Below are 20,906 nucleotides of genomic sequence, written 5' to 3'. Positions count from 1 at the left end.
ACAGATGAATAATTACATTTTCGAAGCCGAAGGAAAAACGAAAAGTGAGGCAGAAGAATATTCTTTAGAAACACTTCGTCTCCAACCAGGCGATTTACGATTCGAAGTAGTTGATTCCGGAAAGTCCGGATTTTTAGGAATCACACAAAAAAAACCAGCCGTTGTACGCGCGTTTGTTGCAAATAACGACATCCCATCCGAAAAAATCATCCACGGGGTAATCATTACTATTTTGAAAAAAATGGGAATTCCTGCCGAAGTAGTAGGAATGGGTGATGTAGATGGAAAAATCTATGTTGAACTTACCAGTAAAGAATCTGGACTCATCATCGGAAAAAGAGGAGGAACCTTAGATTCTCTTCAATTTCTTTTAAACTTAATGGTAGATCCAAAAATTCGCCATAACCGAAAAATCGTTTTGGATATTGAATCTTACCGCGACAAACGCGAGTTATCTCTCATTCGATTGGCTAAATCTGTAGCAGCATCAGTCATCAAATCAGGAAGATCTAAACTACTCGATCCAATGAATCCGTTTGAAAGAAGAATTGTTCACATGGCAATCCAAGAAGACGAAAGAGTGTTCACTAGATCTGAAGGAAATGGAACATTCAAACGAGTTCGTGTGATCTCTGCAAAAGAAAAACATAAATACAAAGATTTGGAAGATCCATCTAAAAAAGGCCTTCCTGTAGAAGACTTTGCCGACGGAGTTGACCAAGAAGATCTTGATTGATACCATAGCGGCATTGTCCACTGCCCAAGGACCCGGAGCGATTGGCATCCTTCGGGTATCGGGCACTGCCGTATTGCCCATTGCCCTTGCCGTTTTACAAAAAAACGGATCACCCCTCACAGAAGATTTGATTAAGAACCAAAAACGTACTGCTATTTTTTGCGATTTTGTTGATTCAGAAAAATCATTAGACCAAATTGTATTTTTTTATTTTCCAGCACCTAACTCGTACACAGGCGAAGATTTAGCTGAGTTCCATTTACATGGAAACCCAATTCTACTCAAACGTGCCTTGCAAATCCTTTTTGATAACGGAGCAAGACCTGCACAGAAAGGCGAGTTTACCAAACGAGCTTACTTAAACGGAAAAATCAATTTATCAGGTGCAGAGGCCATCGGTCGACTGATTGAAGCTCGTTCTAGATATGAATTAGAATTAGCTCAAAAAAACGTATTTGGTGAGATTACAAAATTAAGTTCGAAAATCAGAAGTGATCTCATTTCACTCAAAGCAGAGTGCGAGGCGGAAATAGATTTTTCTACCGAAGATTTAACCTTTGAAAGTTTGGAAGAAAGAAAAAATCGAATGATTTCTTTAAAAAATCTTTGTTCCAAATTAATCAAAGATTCAGAACGTGCAGAAACTTTAATTTTGCAATCTACAGTAGTTTTATTTGGTGAACCAAATACTGGTAAGTCGAGTCTTATGAATTTACTCATCGGGAAGGATCGTTCCATAATATCAGACATTCCTGGCACCACTAGAGATTATATCGCAGAAGAATTGAGTTTAGATGGAATCCCCATTCGACTTGTGGATACAGCAGGAATTCGTGATACATCCGATAACATTGAACAAATGGGAATTGAACGAAGCAAACGAGAAGCCGACAGTGCCAATGTAAAGTTACTTCTTATTGATACATCTGTTCCATTCGACAAAAGTTCGTTCTTAATGAAACATAAAGATAGACTCCGTGGTGCCATCCTTGTTGCCAATAAAATTGACGAAAAAAACATAGATTGGAACCGAAACCACCTCGATGAATTACAGAAACAATTCGAATTAGAAATTACAGAGATTTCCTGTAAAACAAAACTCGGAATTCCCCATTTATTGGAACTTTTAAAAACAAAACTCACTTCCATGGATAATTCAGAAGATGTGGTTTTATTAGAAGACAGACAAAGATATCATATTCAAAAAATTGAATCTAGTTTGGTTGAAGCTATTCGACTAATGGAAGATGAGGCACCTGCGGAAATTTATATCCAGGAGATTAATTCTTCTCTCAAAGAAATTGGTGAAGTCAACGGCCACGTAGACAACGAAGAGATCCTTGGTAGGATTTTTAGTAAATTTTGTGTTGGTAAATAATTCACAAATCTTCTAAAATTTACGATTGTCTATTCATCGAAATAGTATCTAATAGGTGCACATTCCATACGAGGTATAAAATGAAAAAATTTCTTGTGATTCTCTCCATTTTCTCTTTCAGTACATTTGGTGTTTTTGCTCAAACAGAAGCAGACGAAGAACCTACAATGCAAGCTGATGAAGCTTCCGAAACCGTTAAACCTAAAAAAGAAAAAATGAATAACAAAGACGGTGAGAAAAAAGAGAAAAAGAATAATAAAAATGGCGAGAAAAAGGCAAAAAAAGCTAAGAAAGCCAAAAAAGAGAAAAAAGCAAAAAAAGACGCTGAGTAATCAAAATCTTTTGTATGCAAAAAACCCCTGGAAACAGGGGTTTTTTTATGCCATATCAAACCAAATGAAACTAATCACTAAAATCACAACAAAACTCTCGCTAGTTGCTATCTTTCTTTTTTTTATTTCCTGTTCAAATTCGGATCTAAAGGAACCAAAAATTTCGAATCCAATTTTCATTCGGTTCCAATTCAAACTTAACTCCATTCCGAAAGAACTCAAAGGAGAACGTATTTATTACACTCTCAAATTTTATTTTTGTCCCGATACAAATACAAAAGACTGTTATACACCAGTTTCACTGATTATAAATAAAAATCCAAAGCAGGTTCAGTCGTCCAGTGACCAAATGACCTTTCAAGAAATCACACCAAACCAGTGGACACACCTTTCCATTCGATTAGAGGGAATCGAGAAAGTTTACGGAAAATATTCACCAGGCCACAACCCTTTCTGGATAGAAAATACAGATTCCCTGTCAAAAAATCCCAATATAACTCACGAATTCAATTTTGTAAGCCAAGAGAACTTAATCCCTAATCGCAAACAAGAAGAGTTAGCATCTAAGTTTGCCCCAATCCTTGTTTTCCATAAAGATAAAAAACACTTACCATCTAACATTGAAAAGTTTGCCGACCACTTTGTTTCCAAAGAATACAAACTTCCAGAAAAGGACATCCGAAGAAAAACCAAAGGGCAAACCACTTGGAACTATGTTGAATTTCCTGAGATTTTTCCCAAAGAAAATCCAACACATTTGTATTATCATGTTCGTTACGCCAATGCCACTGTATCAGGAACTGGGAAAGAAGCTCTTCCAGGATTTCGTGACGATGGTAACTATTGGTATGAAGTTGGGAATGGCGATATGGTCATCTCGTATTGGATTTGGTATGATTGGAATGAAGGGCCAACTAAATTTGGAAACATCCACCAAGGTGATTTGGAATCTTATGCCTTACTTGTCTCAAAAGATGGAAAACCAAAACGAATTTTACTTACGGGACACGATCATATCTTACTCGATACAGATTTTAAAAATATAAACTCTTTAAAAAACCATCCCATCCTTTATGTGGCAAAAGGCAATATGGGTTCCGATGGTGGAAATCCAACATCCGCTTATGGTGGTTATACTGTAAAACTACATGCAGGAAATGCACTCTTTAATTATATTTCTGATCCTTGGGATGTGTTTCCTAGTTTCGATCCAGAAAACTCGATTCTTATCATTCCCAAAAACCTTTCGGAAAAAGATTTAACTAGTGTTAAAATTGGATCAGGAACCACAAACAAAACAGCGACACTGGATGATTGTGATTGTAAAGACCTTCCCGAACCTACTCGGTATGTGGATGCAAGTAAGATGGTCAAACAAAAAATTGAAAAGTTAGTTGCTTGGGAAGAACCTGGTTGGGTAGATCAACCTGCAGATAAAGATCCTGATGGCCACCATAAGGTAGATCCTAAACTTTCTTCTTTCTTTAGGTTCCAAGGAAGACTTGGAAAACATCCGAGATCAGATTTAAGGATTCGCGAATTACACCAATACGGCGAATCTCCAGAGAATGCTCCTTTCAAAACCAATATTGAACAACATTACACTTTTGAAAGTCCTAAAACGGAGAGATCTTATACGGACAGGGAAGGAAACTATGGACCAAAATTTTTAGGCAATGTTTCCACTCCGCAAAAGTAGTCAGATTAAACCTATAAAACCAAATAACTATAATTAGATTAGTTCAACTAACTTTGCTTTGGTTAATTCTTCTGGTTTAAATGGTTTTTCCTTTCTAATGAAATCAATCATTTCTTCTCGGCGAACATAACCGGCGCCGAGGATAGCTTTTTTGATCACAAAGTCTTTCCAGGTTTTGAAACTGTGACCATACTTTTCCCGGTCGAGTAACCTTGTGATCGATTCCTCGTTTTCTCCCCAAACAAAGGGATTGGCACCGGCTTGGAGTAGGTCAGTCAAACATTCAACGGCATCCGCTGAGGCAGATAAAAACAAAGGAGTGTTTCCAAATTCGTCTTTTGTTTCTAATACAACATTTCCTTCTTCCAAGAGATAAGAACATAACTCATGTAAGTTTCTTTCAGCAACCAAATGAAGGGCCGTTTTTCCCTCACGATCTTTGTGACTTATAGAATTAGGAAACTTTGACAGAAGTTTGGTAACAATCTCCATTCGGTCTTCTACAACCGCTTCTAAAAAAATAGATCTACCTTCTTCATTCCGTAAAGAGACAATCTCTTCTGTTAAGGAACTAAGCAAAACTTCCCAAAGAGATTCAGCGGACTCAAGAATTGCTAAATGAAAGATGGTGTTTCCATTTTTATCTCTAGTGAGAAGATGGTTTGATTTTTTCCAAACGGAAGCAGTTTCTACCAAAATTTGCAGAAACGACTCTTTGTTTTGATTCATCACATCAAAGATAACATTGCCAGGAGTGGTGTAAGCAGATAACGGGTCAGCACCATTTAAGATAGCATGGCGAAAAAGTTCCGCACTCTCCATCTTTAACATCCAGGAAAGAGCGTTGGTTCCATACAAATCTAATTCATTTGGGTCTGCACCAGCTCTGATCTCTGCATCCCATTCTTCAATACTTCCTGATTTGGCTGCGTCTATCAAACTCATTTAGGTTATGATACGCGTGTCCTCACAGGAGTCGATTTTTTAACGGAAGGTTTCTTCGGAACAGATCCAAGGATTTTATCAAAACCTTTCTTTGTTTCAAAAGATAAAAATTTGGTGGCCGATTTGTCTTTCGTCGGAACAAAACTCATGGCTCGTTCGGAAAGGGCAGTGATGGTCAAACTAGGATTCACACCTAAGTTTACCGTAAGCATGGACGCGTCACAAACACGAAGGTTTTCGTATCCAAAAACTTTGTTTTCCATATCGATCACACCTCGTTCAGGGGAGTCAGCCACAATACATCCTCCCATGATATGGCCTGTCAAAGGAGCGCTGAGTAGAGTGTCATTGAAAGAACTGCGAGGGATTCCACCGACAATCTCGGCAAGTTTTCTTGTGAAGGCATTGGCTATCGGAATGTAAGTGGGTGTTGGTTCACCTGTTGACAAAGCTGAGGTAATGGTTCTTTGGAAAGGCCAAATGATTCGTCTTTTTCGTACAAGTCGTACGCTATTATCAACTGTTTGCATTACAAGTAAGATGATAGAATTTTTTGCAAAACCAACCGGGTTATGCGCCTTTAAAAAATAAATGGGGTGACGAAGCATCGTCCAAAAAAATTTGAGAGGTCTTGGAAACTTCCCTCCTCCATCGGTCATCACACTCGCAAGAAGAGCAAAAAAATCAGATCCTTTCGAATAACGAACCGGTTCAATATGAGTGTTTTCATCAGGATGGACAGAAGAGGTAATGGCAATCCCACGAGAATAATCCACACCTTTACTTGCGGGAACGGTTACTGGTAATACGGTTTCACTATTCGTACGAACTGTATCACCTAACTTTTCTGATAATCGAATCATTTTGTTTTCAAATTGCATTTTGAGTAGAAGCCCAACAGTTCCCATCACACCGGCAGAAAGCACAACTTGTCTGGAACGAAATTTTCTTTTTGGAAAACCAAACCAACCAGTGGTACTGTTTGTTTCCAATTCATATCCAAACTCACCGCTTGCCTCTGGATCTGGAATTCCTTTTTCATTGAGAGGGACGAGAGATGTGACTTTTGTTTCTGGAAGGATCACAGCACCTAACTTCTCTGCTAAGAATAAATAGTTTTTGTCTAAAGTGTTTTTTGCGTTATGACGGCAACCCACCATACAACCACCACAAAAGTTACAAGGATCACGATCGGGGCCATCTCCTCCAAAAAATGGATCTTTCGGATCTTTTTTGTTACCAAAATAAATTCCTACAGGTGTTCGACGAAAGGTATCTTCCTTTCCAAATGTTTTGGCAGTTTCTAATAAAATTTGGTCTGGTTCCCAGAGTTGTGGATTTTCTGTAACTCCAAGCATATGTTTCGCAACATCATAATATGGTAATAAACTTTTTTCCCCACCCATTTTGGAATACAAGGGAGAGTTTAATACTTTTGAAGAAGGAACATATAATGTACATGCATATACCAAAGAACCTCCACCAACACCGGCCCCACTCACAAGTAAAAAATCATTCAGCAAATTGATTCTTTGGATTCCATAAAAACCTAATTTCGGCATCCATAAGTATTTACGAAGGCTCCAATTAGTTTTGGGAAAGTCTGTTGATTTCCATCTTTTTCCTGATTCAATCACTAAAACCTTATAACCTTTTTGTGATAACCGGTAAGCAGAAACAGAACCTCCAAAACCAGATCCTACAATAATAAAGTCATAATCATAATTTTGTTCTTTTGGAATGGATTGACTCATGGTTCGTTTTTCCTTGTTTGTGGTGCGTGAGCGAAACCGAGTCTGCAATGGAATTCGATTTCTGTCAATTCGCTCTTATCGAATCTAACAAAAACTTCTCGCCGAAAGTTATAAATCCTTTTAAATCGGTTCATGCCTGAGATTAAAAAACAAATTCCTCTACTCAATAACGACGGAACCCTCACGGAAGAAGGTTGGGCCAGATCTCCTTTTTGGACTTACAATCGCGAAAGTATTGCGGCATCCGCTTTAAAAATTAAGGAATGGGATTATTACTCCATTCTTTCTCCGACAAAAGATTTTGGAATTACAATCACGGCATCTGATCTAGGTTATGCGGGACTTTTTGCGATTTGTTTTTTGGATTTCAAAAGAGGAACATTCAAACAAATTGATACTCTCTCCGTTTTGCCTCTTGGAAAAACTGGATTCCCACGAGTCAACAGCAGCGGTGTTGTCCAATTTGAAGACAAAAAACTGAGAATCCGATTTGAAGTCATTGGCGGAAAACGAATTTTAGAATTTGAATCAAAATCATTTGAAGCGCCAGATGGAGGCAAAGGAATCCAAGGTAAAATTGAACTGAACGAACCAAAAATGGATTCAATGAATATTGCAACCTCTTGGAAAGAAAACCGAAAAGCATTTTATTATAATACAAAAATCAATTGTATGCCTGCTTCTGGCCAGGTCCAGGTTGGTAACACAATCTACCAATTTGATTCTAAAAAAGATTTTGGAGCCCTCGACTGGGGTCGCGGAGTCTGGACTTATAAAAACAGATGGTACTGGAGTTCCGTATCAGCTTATTTGGATGGAAAACCTTTTGGCCTCAACTTAGGATATGGATTTACCGATAGAACTCCGGCTTCTGAAAATGTTATTTTTTATGATGGAAAAATTCATAAACTTGATGAAGTGAATTTCATCATCGATACTAAAAACTATATGGCGCCATGGAAATTCACTTCCAATAACAACCGTTTGGATTTGGAATTTACACCGATTGTGGATAGAAATTCTTATATGAATTTTTTAATCATCAAAACCGTACAACATCAAGTGTTTGGAATGTTTAATGGAACAGTAGTTTTAGATGATGGGAAAAAACTAAAACTTCAAAACATCCTCGGGTTTGCCGAAGATGTTCTGAATCATTACTAACAAATTCTTATTTTCGTTTTTTAAGTTTGTAATAGGCGGAAAAACTAGCGGGGATAAAGATTAAAGATCCAAAGGTTCCAAATCCAAGTCCCCATGCTAAAGAAAGTGTCATCGGAATGAGGAGTGGATCTGATCCACCGATAGCATACGCAGTCGGAATCATTCCTGCCATAGTGGTGAGGGTTGTCACAAGAATGGGACGAAATCTTTCACCAGAAGCTGTAATGAGAGATTCATACAGCCCTTCTCCTTTGGCTTGGAATTCTTGGATGGTATCCACAAGTACGATGGATGCGTTCACAATCACTCCTGCAAGACCAATGATTCCAATCATCGCAAGGAAACTTAATGCCTTTCCTGAAATCAAAAATCCAAATACCACTCCCACAAAACCTAATGGAATCGAGAGTAAAATGAGGATAGGTTTTTTAATACTATTGAAGATGATTGCAAGGATGGCAAAAATTCCAAAAAAGGCAAGAACACCTGCAGTCAAAAGAGACACCATCGACTTGGCAGTTTCTTCTTGTTCCCCGCGAAATTTGATTTTATAACCGGGATACTTTTTACCAATATTCCCAAACTCATCCACAATTTTCCCATTCACTATTGAAGAACTGGTTTTGGCTTCATCTACATCCGCAAGAACAGTAATTGCTTTTTCATAATCGTTATGGTACAACGCTTCAATTCCTTGGACCGTTGTTTTTGTGGTAACAGCTGTAATCGGTGTTAGGAGACCAAATTTATTAGATATTTGAATTGAATCCAAATCTTCCATTCCATCTCTAAACTGATCATCATTCTGTATGACAATTTTTACTTCATCCTTACCTTTACGTAAGTTAGATGCCTCAAGACCTTCCATAGCTGTTCGAACATAATAAGCAGTGATTTGTGTATCAATTCCTGTGATGGCAGATGCAGTATCCTTCATTCGAATTTGGATTTCTTCTCTACCTGGTTTGTAATCATCGTTAATATTGATGACTCCCTCTTGTTTCCGCAAAAAATCCTGCATCTCATTTGAGATTTGTTTTAGCGTTTTATAATCACGACCTTCAATCGCAACAGTCACTGCTGCCCCAATCGGTGGGCCGTTGACCACTAAATCTACCATGACAGATACCGCACCTGGAAGTTTTTTCAAATCAGGTTCTAACTCCCCAAAAATCTCTTGAGCAGTTCGTTTGCGTTCTGTTTCGGGAACAAGAATGATCTGAGCCATTCCTAACTGCTCACCAATTCGCGTTAATGGATCAGTAGGATCCGTTTGTTGGATTCCAATTTTTAAAATGATACTTTGTACTTCGTTCTTAGGAATTTTATTTAAAATTGGTTGAAAGTATTGCAGTTGTTTTGTGGTCTCTTGTGCAGAAAAGTCAGGAGGGAATTCTGCTCGAACCATCACATAATCAATTCCTTCCTTTGGAAATAAATTGAAGTTCATCAGTCCCACCAATCCGCAGGAAGATAAAAATACAATGAGAATGGATCCTAAGGTAAGAAAAGGGCGATTCACAACTTTTGTAATAAAACGAGTGAATGCAGATTTTAATGAATCAAAACCATTTTCTAAAACGGACCGAAAACGTTCCCGGTGTTTCGAACGTTTTTTGACTTCATGTGAAGTAAACTGCGCATACCGAACGGGAAGTAATAAAAAAGATTCAAACAAAGATAAAGTCAAGGCTACAATCACCATAAATGGAATTTGCCAAATGAATTTACCCATAATTCCAGACATAAATGCCATAGGTAAAAATGCCGCTACAGTAGTGAGATAAGAACCAATGATCGGAACAAATAATTCACTTGCACCAAGAACAGCAGCTTCTCTAGAATCAATTTTTCTAGATCTATGTTTATAAATATTTTCAGAGATGATAATACTATTATCAACTAACATACCAAGCGAAATGATAATTCCAAGCATCGATACTAAGTTGAAAGAAACATCAAAAATTGGAAATGCTATGGTTGTAGCAAAAAGTGTCAGTGGTAATGAAAGACTTGTGAGTAATGAATCTTTAAAACTAAAGAAGAGAATAAGCACTACTACTACCAAAAACAAACCTTGAAGTGAATTGGTGATCACTACATCCAATCGTTTGATAGCACGAGCCCCTTCGTTGTTTAATTCCGTAAACTGAATGTTCGCGGGGATTTGCTTTTTTAATTCAGCAATTCTTTCCTGAACAGCTTGCACTGTTCGAATGATGTCAGCGCTATCTTTTTTAATGATTTGTAAAACGTAAGCTGGTTCGCCATTGACAACTGCTATTACTCGTGGCCTTTCATATGTATCTTTTACATTGGCAACTTGAGACAAAAGAATTGTATTTCCAGTTTCATTGGAACGAACGGGAATATTTTTAATATCATTGATTTCGTTGATTTCACCAGTCACACGAATGTCTTGGGTGATCGGTCGTAAAAATGATCCGGCAGGAACACTGATATTTCGTTTCGATATTGCATTGATGATATCAGAAAAACCGAGTGTATATCGTTTCTTTAATTCGGGATCCACACGAATACGCCACTCTTCTTTCCGTTTTCCAAAAGCATCCACACGAGAAACACCAGAAACCTTTCGCATTTCATCTTCGATGAACCTACCCATTTCCTGAAGTTCCATTTCATCCATAGCACCATGGATTGCTATCTCTAACACAGGAAAGTTGGAACTCTTCTGTTCCGTTACAATTGGTCGATCTTTGACTTGCGTTGGTAAATTGGTCACACGGTCAACGGCACGTCTGATATCGTTCACAACACCATCCGGGTTATTGTGTTCTAAATCAATTTTAATGCTGATATCGGATTCTGAGTTGCGAGAGATGGAACGAACGGAATCCAATCCTTCCACTTCACGTAACTTTTCTTCAATGGGTATGGTAACTTTTTTTTCCACATCCACAGGGCTTGCACCGGGATAGACAGTGAGAACTCGGACTTGGCGAAAGTTCACCCGAGGGAAAGCTTCTCGTTTCATCGAAAGGACTGAGATCATCCCAGCAAGGAACAAAAAGATAAAAACCAAATTAGCAACTAATGGTTTATAGACGAAGAAATGAATGATTTTTTTCATAAATGAATTACAGTTAGAATCAATCTAAAAATATTGAATGTTGGGTCAAGATGAAACGTTAATTTATTGACTTGGTTTTTCTGATTCGCGTTCTTTTAATACAGTTTCAATCACTTCCACAAAGACCGAAGTATCTTGCGCGCCACTCACTGCATACTTTCCGCCAATAATAAAATACGGTACTCCGCTGATTCCATTTTGATGGTAATATAAAATTTCTTGTCGAATATTCTCTTTGAGTTCTGGGTCATTGAAAATGGCATCAAACTTAGATCGATCTTTGTACAATGGTTCAGCGACTTTCCAAATGATTTCTTTGTCTGTGAGGTCTTTTCCTTCAGAAAAGTTTGCCGCAAAAAAACGATCTACTAACTGAGCTTGTTCGTCTAAAGTTGAAAGTCCTGCTACAAGTGCATGGAGTACGAGAGTATTTGTAGCTTTTGGGATGTCTTCAAATCGAAAGGGAATTCCCACTGATTTTCCGATTTCAGTCAACCGTTGCCATGCACCATCCAATCTATCCAAACTTCCAAATTTTTGTGTTAGGTGCTCTTTGTAATCAATTCCTTCTTCAGGAATCTCTGGAGAAAGTTGGAATGGCCTCCATTTGACTTGGGGGTTAATTTGATCTCCGACCGTTTGTAGGGCCAACTCCAGTTTCTTTTTTCCTACGTAACACCAGGGACAAGCTACATCGGAGACGATATCGATGGAAAAAGGTTCAGAGTTGGTTGACATTTTATATTAGACGGCTATCCAATTAAGGTCTAGACCATAAATGGAAAAATAATGAAGCTCACAAGAAAAAGATTTCTAATGAATAGTTTTGCCACTGGAGCCTTGGTTTCTCTCTCCACACTTCAAAAAACCTTATATGCATACAGTAATAAAGATTCGAACCTTCATAGGGAAGATCCGCTAAGGTTTGCAGAATCATTAGGAATGACCAAACCACTGGACCAGATCCTTATCACAGCGCTTTTGGCTCCCAACTCCCATAATTCACAGCCTTGGAAAATTAGAAAGGTTTCCGATTCGGAATTTTTACTTTTTGGTGATGGGGATAAACAACTTATCGAAATCGATTCGCTCAACCGGCAATTTTTCCATACACAAGGTTGTTTTCTGGAGCTTGCTCATTTAACAGCCGATAAACTAATGTTCGATACGAAAATCGCATACTTTCCAATTGGAAAACCAGGACCAAAAACTTTTTCAACTTTGCCAGTGGCAAAATTCCAAATTTTCCCAAAAACAAAATGTGTGCACGACTTTTTATTTGCAGGTGTCCCTAACCGCAGAATGAACAGGTCTGTATATTCTGGAGATTACATTTCAAAAGAAGAAATAGAAGATTTAAAAATGTTAATGGGGCCTAACAAACATAAATTACTCTTTGTGAATGATCCAAAACAATTAGAATCCATACTTCCCATTTTGGATGCAGCTTTCGCAATGGAAACCAATCGCACCATTTCCAATGAACTGAACCGAAAATGGTTCCGAGTTTCGAAAGAGGATATCTACCAAAAAAGAGATGGACTCACATTAGAAGGAAATGGACTTTCAGGAATCAAACTTTGGTTTGCCAAAACCTTCTTTGTAGATTTATCAAAAGAAACATGGCATTCAGAATCGGCGAAAGAAGCAGGAATCCAAATGTTTCAAAAGCAAGTGTATTCTTCTAAGGCTCTTGTTTTTTTGATCACAGAAAATTCTGATGACGAAAGGACTTGGATAGAAGTAGGAAGAGATTTTATGCGGTTGAGTCTGGCATCGGCGGTCCGAGATTTTGCCTTCCATACCATGAACCAATCGGTGGAGGATTATCCAGAAAGTAGAGAGTTCACCAAACAACTGAAAACGATCCTTGGCCTAAAGTCAAAAGATCAAATTCAGTTGATCGCTAGGATGGGTAGGAGTTCGTATGAATACAATTCCCCTAGACGTGAATTAAGTAGTTTCCTAATTTAAAGAGTAGGAAAAACTACTTCACCAGCAGATTCAAATGCTGGTTTGGAAAACAAGTATCCTTGGTAGAGAGAAATTCCCATATCTACCAAAACTTTCAATTCACCGATTGTCTCAACACCTTCTGCAATCACAGCGATTCCGATTTCCTGACATACATTAGCAATTGCCTTTGTTAATTTTTGAGCCACTGAATTGGACTGGATGTTTCGGATGAGTTCCATATCTAACTTAATGAGGTCAGGTTGGAATTTTGCCAACAAATTGAGTCCAGAGTATCCAGATCCAAAATCATCAATGGCAGTCAAAAATCCATATTCTTTATAAGTTTTGAATATATTGATAATATGATCGTGGTCTTGCACTTCTTCTCCTTCCGTTAACTCAAATACCAATCGATTCAAAGGAAATTGGTATTCTTTACTTGCTTCGAGAGTAGCACGAATACAAGTCTCTGGTTGGTAAACTGCATTTGGTAAAAAGTTAATATTCAAATAAGAAGGAATACCAATCTGACTTGCCAGTTGGATTGCTTTGATTCGACAGGCTTGGTCAAACTGGTATCTGTTAGTTGAATTTACTTTAGAAAGAATGGAATAGGCAGATTCACCGTTAGTACCGCGAACAAGTGCCTCATGGGAATAAATGGTTTTTTGGTTCCAATCAATAATAGGTTGGAAGGCCATAGTAAAAGAAAAATCTAAACCTGCCCCATTACGACACTCGGTACAACTATACAACTTGGGAATTTTACCTGACGGTGTTGAAATGAGTTGGTCTTCAGGAAATTTAGGCTTCATAGGTGAATTACTTTTTAGACGAAAATTACAGAAAAAATGAAATTAGACAATTAGAATTTAGGAAGTTTGCCAATCACATACCAAATCACAACTAAGAATTGGAATGTGGCTGTTACAAGCAAGATGCTGTAAGGTTTGGCATTGATTGCTTTTAAAGAACCGATCCTGGCTCCAAAGATCCCACCAAAACTTCCAATGAGTGCTAATTCCAAATGTAATTTACCTTGGAAAAAAAACATAACACTCGTTCCAAAGGACGTAAGAAAGATTCCTAAAAACGAAGTAGCCACAGCTTCCACAGGACTCATACGAAAATAATACACAAACAGAGGAACAGCCAAAAAACCTCCCCCAATTCCAAATAAAGAAGAAAACAATCCAAAAAAGATTCCAGTAAGAAGAACAATGATAGCAGATTTTGGTGAATAGGTAAACGGCTCCATTTGGTTTTCGTTTGTTTTCGAATCGGTTGCAATATTGGAATTTAAATTTTGTGACCGAACTTCTAAAGTTTGGAAGTATCTTCTTCTTCGCCTTAAGGCAGTGATCATATTATAAATAGCAAGAATTCCTAAAAAAACAGTGAATACGATCAGGTAAATAAACTCTGAAAACGGAGTCCCATAAAACAACTGTTTACCGATTTCGGTATCTTCAAATCTTCCAAACTTATATGCTGTGTATTGAGCTGTTGGAATCGATGTACAAAGCAAAAGAAACCCTTGTTTCCATCTAATTTTATTATTTTTATAATAAACAACAAGACCGGAAAGGGAAGAAATCGGCATCTGTGCGAGAGAAACGGCTACTGCTTGAACGGCCGTTAAATGAAAAAAACTATGAAAAAAGGGAGTGTAAATGAATCCACCCCCGAGCCCTAAAAACGATGCTAAATAACCAACAAAGAACCCAACTCCAAATACAACTATGATCCCAGGCCAAAATCCCCAGACAAAGTCATGATAAATTTGAAAGTTGAAATCCAATGTTTTTAAAAATGATCCTTGGCATCCTCAAAAAACTTATGAGTGGTTCTTTCGAATACTTCTCTTTCTGTTGCAGTTTCAAAATTGTACCAAGAAATAGGAATGAAGAGAAACCACTGAGCATAATTTCTAAAGATATGATACTCATAGGTTCCTACTTTTTTTCCATCTTTATAAAGAAGATACTGAACATCATAACCATCTTGTGTGGACCAAGCAGGAAGGAGTGTTGCAGTCAAAGTGGAAATTCCAAGAAACACGGTTGCTTCTGGAGACGGTGAACGGTAGTTAACCTTTACATTCACTAAATAACCAGATTTAGGAACATCCACTCCTTCCACTGTGTTTTTAAAACGAGTTTTGTTTTGGAAATAGTTTTTTAAAGCTTCCCTTCCACCTAAATTCATTTGGGGAAACGTCGGAAGAGCATATACAAAATTCGAATCTATGGTTTTTTCTTCCGAAGGAAGTGGGAGAATTTTAGGATGATCTTTATAACTTATCAAACAATTGGTTAAAACAAAATAAATAGATATGGATAACCCAATTTTAAAAACTTTAGTTCTGGCTATGGTCATGTAACCCTTCCTCATCATGTCTTCTTTCTAATTCTTCGTACAATTCTTCTTGATCTTCAGTAAAAAATAATTCAAATCCAATTCGTAAACAAACAGGTTCATCTTCAATGGAAACATTACTTGGCAAAATTAAATTCATTACATAGAAAGTATTTGATTCTGCTTCTTCTAAAAAGACTTCTGTGGCATCCCATTCATCAAACTCTTCCACATCCGGTTTACGAAATTCTTTTAAAATTTCATCAAAAGGTTCTGTGATGTAGTTAAATTCGCCAGACTCACTATCGATGATGAACTGAATGTGGTGGCAACCAGGTCCTTCTTCTTCTAATGGACTTAAGACTAGACTTCCGCAAGCAGGGCAATGAATGACGGGATCGATGGCTCCGCTAGGCCAATTGATATTGATGGTTTCAATCATAGGTTACAAACCTCAAGTCCCCATCCTAATCAGTCTCATTCTTAGGGAAACTGGAATTTGTTTTTCTTTTTCAAAAAAACCTTTTAAATCTTTGTTAGAAAAACCTAGATAAAATTTGCAATAAAACAGGGGTTTTATTTCTATCAAAAAAGAAATGGGGATCACAGCCGAATACCAATCTGCATTTACTTCCAGCTTTCATGAATTTTTTGGAAATGCAAAAGATATAGGTTGGGAGCTTTACCATTTAAGTTCGGAACCAGAAAATGATTTCCCAACCTGGCTCACATTCACCATCAGAAATCCGTTAGGTGGAAGAGCATTAGTATTTCGTTACCATCGTTTAGAAAATAAATTCTATGCACATCTCAAAGTCCAAGTCATTCCAGGAGAAGAAAACTGGAGTTTGGATCAATTGTTTCATAAAAAAGGATACACCGATCTTGATGCCGATGATATCCTCTCTTCCGGTGGAGAGTGGCTCTTTTTTTCACTCGCACGCCACTACTTTGGAATTATCATTTCCTTTTGTCCAAGGATCTTAGAACCTGATTATTTTTTAGATTGAGATTTTTTATTCCGATCATCCGCAAGGACTTGGTTCCATAAAAAACCCCAAATAAAAAAGGTAGAATTGATATAAGTATACAACATCAGAACTACCATTTTTGAAATCAAATCATATGCTAATGAATAATTCACACCTACGTTTTTCATTTTGAGATACCATTGAAATCCAAAACTCATTCCTAGCACCAGTAGTGAGGCCAAAATGGCACCGGGTAAATTTTCTTTTAAAGTGGTTTTCGCTTTTGTAATATAAGCATAATAGAATGTAAACAATCCAATACAATACGGTAAAGAAATCAGTGATACCGAAAGATAAGGATTGTATCGGAAAAACCCAAACCGAAACTTTTGAAACAAAAACCGTTCTGTAGCAACAAGTCCAAATGTTAGATAAAAATATAAAACAAGTAATAATAAAGAAATCACAAGCAATCGAAAATTGATCCACTGGGATGCGATAAAACCAACCTTAGTTTCGTCCCGGGAAATAAACCGAAGAGCTTTGGAAATAGTTCCAAAGATAGTCAAACTGGAAAAAAAAGAAATCGCAATACTCAGAGCAATCACATTATAGCTCTTAACTCTTGTTAAATTTTCTACACTTTTATCTATGGGTTGAAAGATTGGTGCAGGTAAAAATTTCCCTATTTGGTCTGTCATCAAATTGATGGTTTTTGGGTCTTGTAAAAGTCCAAGTAAGGTCACAAAAACAACTAGAAGTGGAAAGAGAGTCAAAAGGAAAGTAAACGAAAGTTCCGAAGCCAGGCCATGGACATCGTACAAGTACACTTCACTGAAAAATCGTCTGAGTCGTTTCATGCGGTCAGTTTGAAACTTGTCTGTATTTTTGTCTTATTTTTCTTGCAGTCTCCCAACTTGCGGAAACTCTGGAAGAATCTCAGTGACGTACCTAAAAGGGGAAAACTTCCATGTCAGAAGAAAAAGAAAAGAAGAACAAAAAAATCGCAAAAATGACTGTAGCAGAAATTGACTCAGCCATCAGCAAATCAGTGGAAACCATGAACGGCGAATCTAGCCTTTATGTAAAACACCTTCGCGAAAGAAAGGCGGAACTTCTAGCCAAGAAATAAGGTTAGTCCCTCCTAAATTCCCCGCCTTACGGCGGGTTTTCGCAAAGCGCTTTGATCCAATTCATCCAAATCCACCAACATTTCGGTCCCAAAGTCCTTTTTGAGGGATTCAGCTGGCATATCAAACCAGGTTGTCGCGTTGCGATTGTCGGGCCTAACGGATCCGGAAAAACCACTCTCTTTCAAATGGCCGCAGGAAAGATGAAACCCGAATCCGGGGAAGTCATTCGTTCCAAAAATACCGTCCTTTCCCTTTTTCAACAGATCCCCGAATTTAGCCCGGACACTTCTGTCATAGATACAGTCCTCGATGAGAACAAACTCTATGCCGAGTATGATGGAAAAAGAAAACTCATCGAATCCAAATTCGAAACGATCAATCACGATGATCCTGCATTTGAAGATTTACTTCACGATCAAAGTGATTTAGAAGAATTTGCCCACTTACACGACTTACACGGTCTAGAAGCTCGTGCGAAAAAAATTCTTTCAGGCCTGGGATTTTCTACAGCCGACTTCCTTCGTAAAACCAAAGAATTTTCACCGGGTTACCACCACCGCATTGGTCTTGCCATTGCCCTTCTCAACCCACATAATTTATTATTACTCGATGAACCTACAAACCATTTGGATGATAAAACCAAATCTTGGTTAGCTGACTTTTTAGTTTCCCAAAACCAAGCCTTTGTTCTTGTAACTCATGATCCTGAATTTTTAAACCAAACGGTTGATACGATCATTGAAATCAATCCCCATGGAACGTTTGAATTCCAAGGAAGTTTGGAAGAATTTTTTGAAGCCAAAAATGAAATCCAAGAACAACTCAAAGCCCAATTCGCAAAAGAAGAAAGTTATCTAAAAAGCCGAATGGAATGGGTGGAACGATTCCGTGCCCAAGCGACCAAAGCAAGACAAGTCCAATCGGTAATCAAACGATTGGAAAAAAGAGATAAGGTAGACAATCCAGAAGAATCCTTTTGGAACCAAAAACCCGATTACCAATTCCAATTCCTTCCATCGAGTAATATCATCCTACGCTTAGAAAATGCCTCCTTTTCCTATCCTGATAAAAATACGGGTGTGAAAAAAACTATTTTTGAAAACGCCGAAATTGAAATTTCCGCAGGCGACAAAGTGGCGCTCGTTGGCCCGAATGGAGCCGGGAAATCAACTCTTATGCGTTGTCTTTTAGAAAGGCATAAGTTGGATTCAGGTTCTCTCTATTATGGCCCAAAAACCAAACTGGGTTACTTTTCCCAAACTCATGGAGAAGATTTAGATGAAGGCCTGAACCTTGTTGAAACAGTAATTAAAAAATACCCCGAACTCAGCGAAGAAAAAGCAAGGACCCTTCTTGGACATTTTGCCTTTCCAGGAGATGGAGTTTTTAAATCAGTAAAACACTTGTCTGGTGGAGAACAAAGCCGCCTCCGATTGGCACTCCTTGTCAACCACCCTTCCAATTGTTTATTTTTAGATGAACCTACAAACCACTTAGATATCGTGATTCGAGAAGCAGTCAAACGGGCTCTTATTGATTTTCCAGGAAGCCTACTCATCATTAGCCACGATCCCGATTTTATGAAGGGACTTTGTAACCGCACCTTCCAACTCTCAGGTGGGGTTTTACAAAACCTAAATTGTAGTTTTGACGACTACCTCAAGTTCCATAAAGAAGATGAAACGGAATCTCCGGCCCAAAATTCCGCTGGCAAATCTAAATTTGAAGAAAAAAAAGCAAATCCGCAAAGCAGCAAAAACAAACGAAAAAAATTAGAGAAAGAAATTTCCGATTTGGAAGTCCAAATAGAAAGACTGGAAAAAAATAAAAAGGACAAAGAGGAACTTTTACAGGATCCAGAGTTCTTTAAAAACAGAAGTTTTCAGTTGGAAATGGACACTTATAACGATATTAAAAGAGATATAAGCCTCCTCACGAAACGTTGGGAGGTTATTACAATAGAACTAGAGGAAATGGGCGGAGTCACATAATGGTACCGGAAATCGATGTAGTCAGTTTTAAAAAACGTCTGGATGCACGTGCAGAAGGAAAAGATGATTTTTTTGTATTGGATGTAAGAAACCCAAATGAACAACAAATTGCTCTGGTTCCCGGTACAGACAAACTCATTCCCGTAAGCGAACTTGCCGCACGGATCGAAGAAATCAAAAACCAAATCGACAAAGAAATTTTGGTGTATTGTCGTTCGGGGGGAAGGTCAGGAATGGCCTGTGGGATTTTAGCCCAAGCAGGATTTAAATCCTATAAAAACGTAGCCGGAGGAACTCTAGCCTATTCCGATTTAGTCGATCCTTCCATGCAAAAGTATTAATTATGAAACCTACAGCCAATTTAAGAATTTTAGAACAACACAACCTCATCCCACCATCTGTCATTATGGAAGAACTTCCTTTGACAGACCAGGCCTGTGAAGTGGTAGTACGTACCAGAAGTGAAATCTCTGATATCATCCATGGAAAAGACAATAAACGTATGTTAGTTGTCGTAGGTCCATGTTCTGTTCACGACATTGGTGCCGTGATGGAATATGCATCCAAACTCAAACCAAAAATTGAAGAGTTTAAAAACGAACTTCTCATTGTAATGCGAGTTTATTTTGAAAAACCAAGAACCACTGTGGGTTGGAAGGGACTTATCAACGATCCCGATTTAGATGGATCTTTTCATATCAACAAAGGTTTACAACTTGCACGCAAACTTCTGTTAGACCTCAATAATATGGGAATCCCTTGCGGAACAGAATTTTTAGATGTGATTTCTCCTCAGTACATTGCAGACTTAGTTGCTTGGGGTGCCATCGGTGCGAGAACCACAGAAAGCCAAGTCCACAGGGAACTAGCATCAGGTCTTTCAGCACCTATCGGTTTTAAAAATGGAACTGATGGAAATGTACAAATTGCAGTGGATGCCATTCGTTCAGCAAGTTCTAGCCATCATTTTCTCTCTGTGACCAACCAAGGTAGTAGTGCCATCTTTAGAACTGCTGGAAACAAAGACACTCACGTCATTTTACGTGGAGGAAACAAAGGACCTAACTTTGATGAGGCGTCTGTCAATGAAGTGGGCTCACAAATTGAAAAAGCAGGCCTTCCACCCAAAGTGATGATCGATTGTTCTCATGGAAATAGCCAAAAGGACTTTCGTAAACAACCTGCGGTGATTGATGCAGTAGCAGAACAATTTGCAAAAGGCAGCACACATATCCTAGGTGTAATGATTGAAAGTCATTTGAAAGAGGGAAACCAATCGATTGATGCCAAACCTCTGACTTATGGACAGTCCATTACAGATGCTTGTGTTTCTTGGGAAACAACCGTCCCTATGTTCGAGAGATTGGCCGAAGCGGCAAGAAAGAGAAAATAAAG

General features: G+C 38.1%; 20 protein-coding genes. 11 read left to right on the top strand and 9 right to left on the bottom strand.

Annotated elements, in window-relative coordinates; all coding sequences use genetic code 11:
• Positions 1-4: 4 nt before the first annotated feature.
• From jag to CH364_RS00380, 4 genes are all read left to right on the top strand, one after another.
• Positions 5-736: an RNA-binding cell elongation regulator Jag/EloR gene (gene jag, locus CH364_RS00395; RefSeq protein WP_004784914.1), complete on the top strand. Its 732-nt coding sequence runs from the start codon at positions 5-7 to the stop codon at positions 734-736.
• Positions 729-2,114, top strand: coding sequence for a tRNA uridine-5-carboxymethylaminomethyl(34) synthesis GTPase MnmE (mnmE, locus tag CH364_RS00390; protein WP_100741667.1), 1,386 nt, complete (start codon positions 729-731; stop codon positions 2,112-2,114). Before jag ends, mnmE begins: the two co-directional genes overlap by 8 nt.
• An 80-nt stretch (positions 2,115-2,194) precedes the next feature.
• Entirely contained in the window at positions 2,195-2,446 is a 252-nt protein-coding gene (locus tag CH364_RS00385) for a hypothetical protein (protein WP_100741666.1), read from the top strand.
• Positions 2,447-2,510: 64 nt separating this feature from the next.
• A complete protein-coding gene (locus tag CH364_RS00380) occupies positions 2,511-4,145 on the top strand; it encodes a hypothetical protein (RefSeq protein ID WP_100743321.1) in 1,635 nt (544 codons plus the stop codon).
• Positions 4,146-4,178: 33 nt separating this feature from the next.
• On the opposite strand, the gene CH364_RS00375 is transcribed toward CH364_RS00380, so the two are convergent.
• Together CH364_RS00375 and CH364_RS00370 are read right to left on the bottom strand one after the other, a co-directional pair.
• Positions 4,179-5,090 (bottom strand): ankyrin repeat domain-containing protein, encoded by a 912-nt coding sequence (locus CH364_RS00375; RefSeq protein ID WP_100741665.1) that lies wholly within the window; start codon positions 5,088-5,090, stop codon positions 4,179-4,181.
• A gap of 5 nt (positions 5,091-5,095) precedes the next feature.
• Positions 5,096-6,844: a GMC oxidoreductase gene (locus tag CH364_RS00370; RefSeq protein WP_100741664.1), complete on the bottom strand. Its 1,749-nt coding sequence runs from the start codon at positions 6,842-6,844 to the stop codon at positions 5,096-5,098.
• 132 nt (positions 6,845-6,976) lie between these two features.
• Between CH364_RS00370 and CH364_RS00365 the strand changes: the two genes are divergently transcribed.
• Positions 6,977-8,008, top strand: a complete 1,032-nt coding sequence (locus tag CH364_RS00365; protein WP_100741663.1) for a DUF2804 domain-containing protein — start codon at positions 6,977-6,979, stop codon at positions 8,006-8,008.
• 7 nt (positions 8,009-8,015) lie between these two features.
• On the opposite strand, the gene CH364_RS00360 is transcribed toward CH364_RS00365, so the two are convergent.
• Both CH364_RS00360 and CH364_RS00355 read right to left on the bottom strand, forming a co-directional pair.
• Positions 8,016-11,102, bottom strand: a complete 3,087-nt coding sequence (locus tag CH364_RS00360; protein WP_100741662.1) for an efflux RND transporter permease subunit — start codon at positions 11,100-11,102, stop codon at positions 8,016-8,018.
• A 63-nt stretch (positions 11,103-11,165) separates the two neighbouring features.
• Positions 11,166-11,840 (bottom strand): DsbA family oxidoreductase, encoded by a 675-nt coding sequence (locus CH364_RS00355; RefSeq protein WP_100741661.1) that lies wholly within the window; start codon positions 11,838-11,840, stop codon positions 11,166-11,168.
• Positions 11,841-11,891: 51 nt separating this feature from the next.
• On the opposite strand from CH364_RS00355, the gene CH364_RS00350 reads away from it, so the two are divergent.
• Positions 11,892-13,076 carry an Acg family FMN-binding oxidoreductase gene (locus CH364_RS00350; RefSeq protein WP_100741660.1) on the top strand — a complete coding sequence of 395 codons (1,185 nt, stop codon included), beginning with the start codon at positions 11,892-11,894 and terminating at the stop codon, positions 13,074-13,076.
• Here the strand turns inward: CH364_RS00350 and CH364_RS00345 are convergent.
• Genes CH364_RS00345 through CH364_RS00330 form a run of 4 tightly spaced genes read right to left on the bottom strand, consistent with a single transcriptional unit; the run spans position 13,073 to position 15,858 of the window.
• Complete coding sequence (locus CH364_RS00345) at positions 13,073-13,873, bottom strand: EAL domain-containing protein (RefSeq protein ID WP_207762194.1); 801 nt, start codon at positions 13,871-13,873, stop codon at positions 13,073-13,075. The genes CH364_RS00350 and CH364_RS00345 overlap by 4 nt on opposite strands.
• Positions 13,874-13,923: 50 nt before the next feature.
• The gene (locus tag CH364_RS00340; protein WP_100741659.1) at positions 13,924-14,859 is read right to left on the bottom strand and encodes a sulfite exporter TauE/SafE family protein; all 936 of its coding nucleotides are present in this window, start codon (positions 14,857-14,859) and stop codon (positions 13,924-13,926) included.
• 5 nt (positions 14,860-14,864) lie between these two features.
• The gene (locus CH364_RS00335) at positions 14,865-15,437 is read right to left on the bottom strand and encodes an LIC12231 family lipoprotein (RefSeq protein WP_100741658.1); all 573 of its coding nucleotides are present in this window, start codon (positions 15,435-15,437) and stop codon (positions 14,865-14,867) included.
• A complete protein-coding gene (locus tag CH364_RS00330) occupies positions 15,418-15,858 on the bottom strand; it encodes a hypothetical protein (protein WP_100741657.1) in 441 nt (146 codons plus the stop codon). The genes CH364_RS00335 and CH364_RS00330 overlap by 20 nt, the downstream gene beginning before the upstream one ends.
• A gap of 154 nt (positions 15,859-16,012) precedes the next feature.
• On the opposite strand from CH364_RS00330, the gene CH364_RS00325 reads away from it, so the two are divergent.
• Positions 16,013-16,426 (top strand): hypothetical protein, encoded by a 414-nt coding sequence (locus CH364_RS00325; protein WP_100741656.1) that lies wholly within the window; start codon positions 16,013-16,015, stop codon positions 16,424-16,426.
• Here the strand turns inward: CH364_RS00325 and CH364_RS00320 are convergent.
• Positions 16,411-17,247 (bottom strand): YihY/virulence factor BrkB family protein, encoded by an 837-nt coding sequence (locus CH364_RS00320; protein ID WP_100741655.1) that lies wholly within the window; start codon positions 17,245-17,247, stop codon positions 16,411-16,413. The two genes, CH364_RS00325 and CH364_RS00320, sit on opposite strands and share 16 nt — an antisense overlap.
• 110 nt (positions 17,248-17,357) lie before the next feature.
• Here CH364_RS00320 and CH364_RS18655 point away from each other — a divergent pair, with 110 nt between their 5' ends.
• Genes CH364_RS18655 through CH364_RS00305 form a run of 4 tightly spaced genes read left to right on the top strand, consistent with a single transcriptional unit; the run spans position 17,358 to position 20,904 of the window.
• Positions 17,358-17,519, top strand: coding sequence for a hypothetical protein (locus tag CH364_RS18655; protein WP_165779465.1), 162 nt, complete (start codon positions 17,358-17,360; stop codon positions 17,517-17,519).
• 51 nt (positions 17,520-17,570) lie between these two features.
• Complete coding sequence (locus CH364_RS00315; RefSeq protein ID WP_100741654.1) at positions 17,571-19,511, top strand: ABC-F family ATP-binding cassette domain-containing protein; 1,941 nt, start codon at positions 17,571-17,573, stop codon at positions 19,509-19,511.
• Entirely contained in the window at positions 19,511-19,852 is a 342-nt protein-coding gene (locus tag CH364_RS00310; RefSeq protein ID WP_020776119.1) for a rhodanese-like domain-containing protein, read from the top strand. Before CH364_RS00315 ends, CH364_RS00310 begins: the two co-directional genes overlap by 1 nt.
• Positions 19,853-19,854: 2 nt before the next feature.
• The gene (locus CH364_RS00305) at positions 19,855-20,904 is read left to right on the top strand and encodes a 3-deoxy-7-phosphoheptulonate synthase (RefSeq protein ID WP_100741653.1); all 1,050 of its coding nucleotides are present in this window, start codon (positions 19,855-19,857) and stop codon (positions 20,902-20,904) included.
• Positions 20,905-20,906: the final 2 nt, after the last annotated feature.

The sequence above is a fragment of the Leptospira harrisiae genome (assembly GCF_002811945.1).
GTDB classification, from domain to species: domain Bacteria; phylum Spirochaetota; class Leptospiria; order Leptospirales; family Leptospiraceae; genus Leptospira_A; species Leptospira_A harrisiae.
This window is presented reverse-complemented; position numbering and strand designations above follow the sequence as displayed.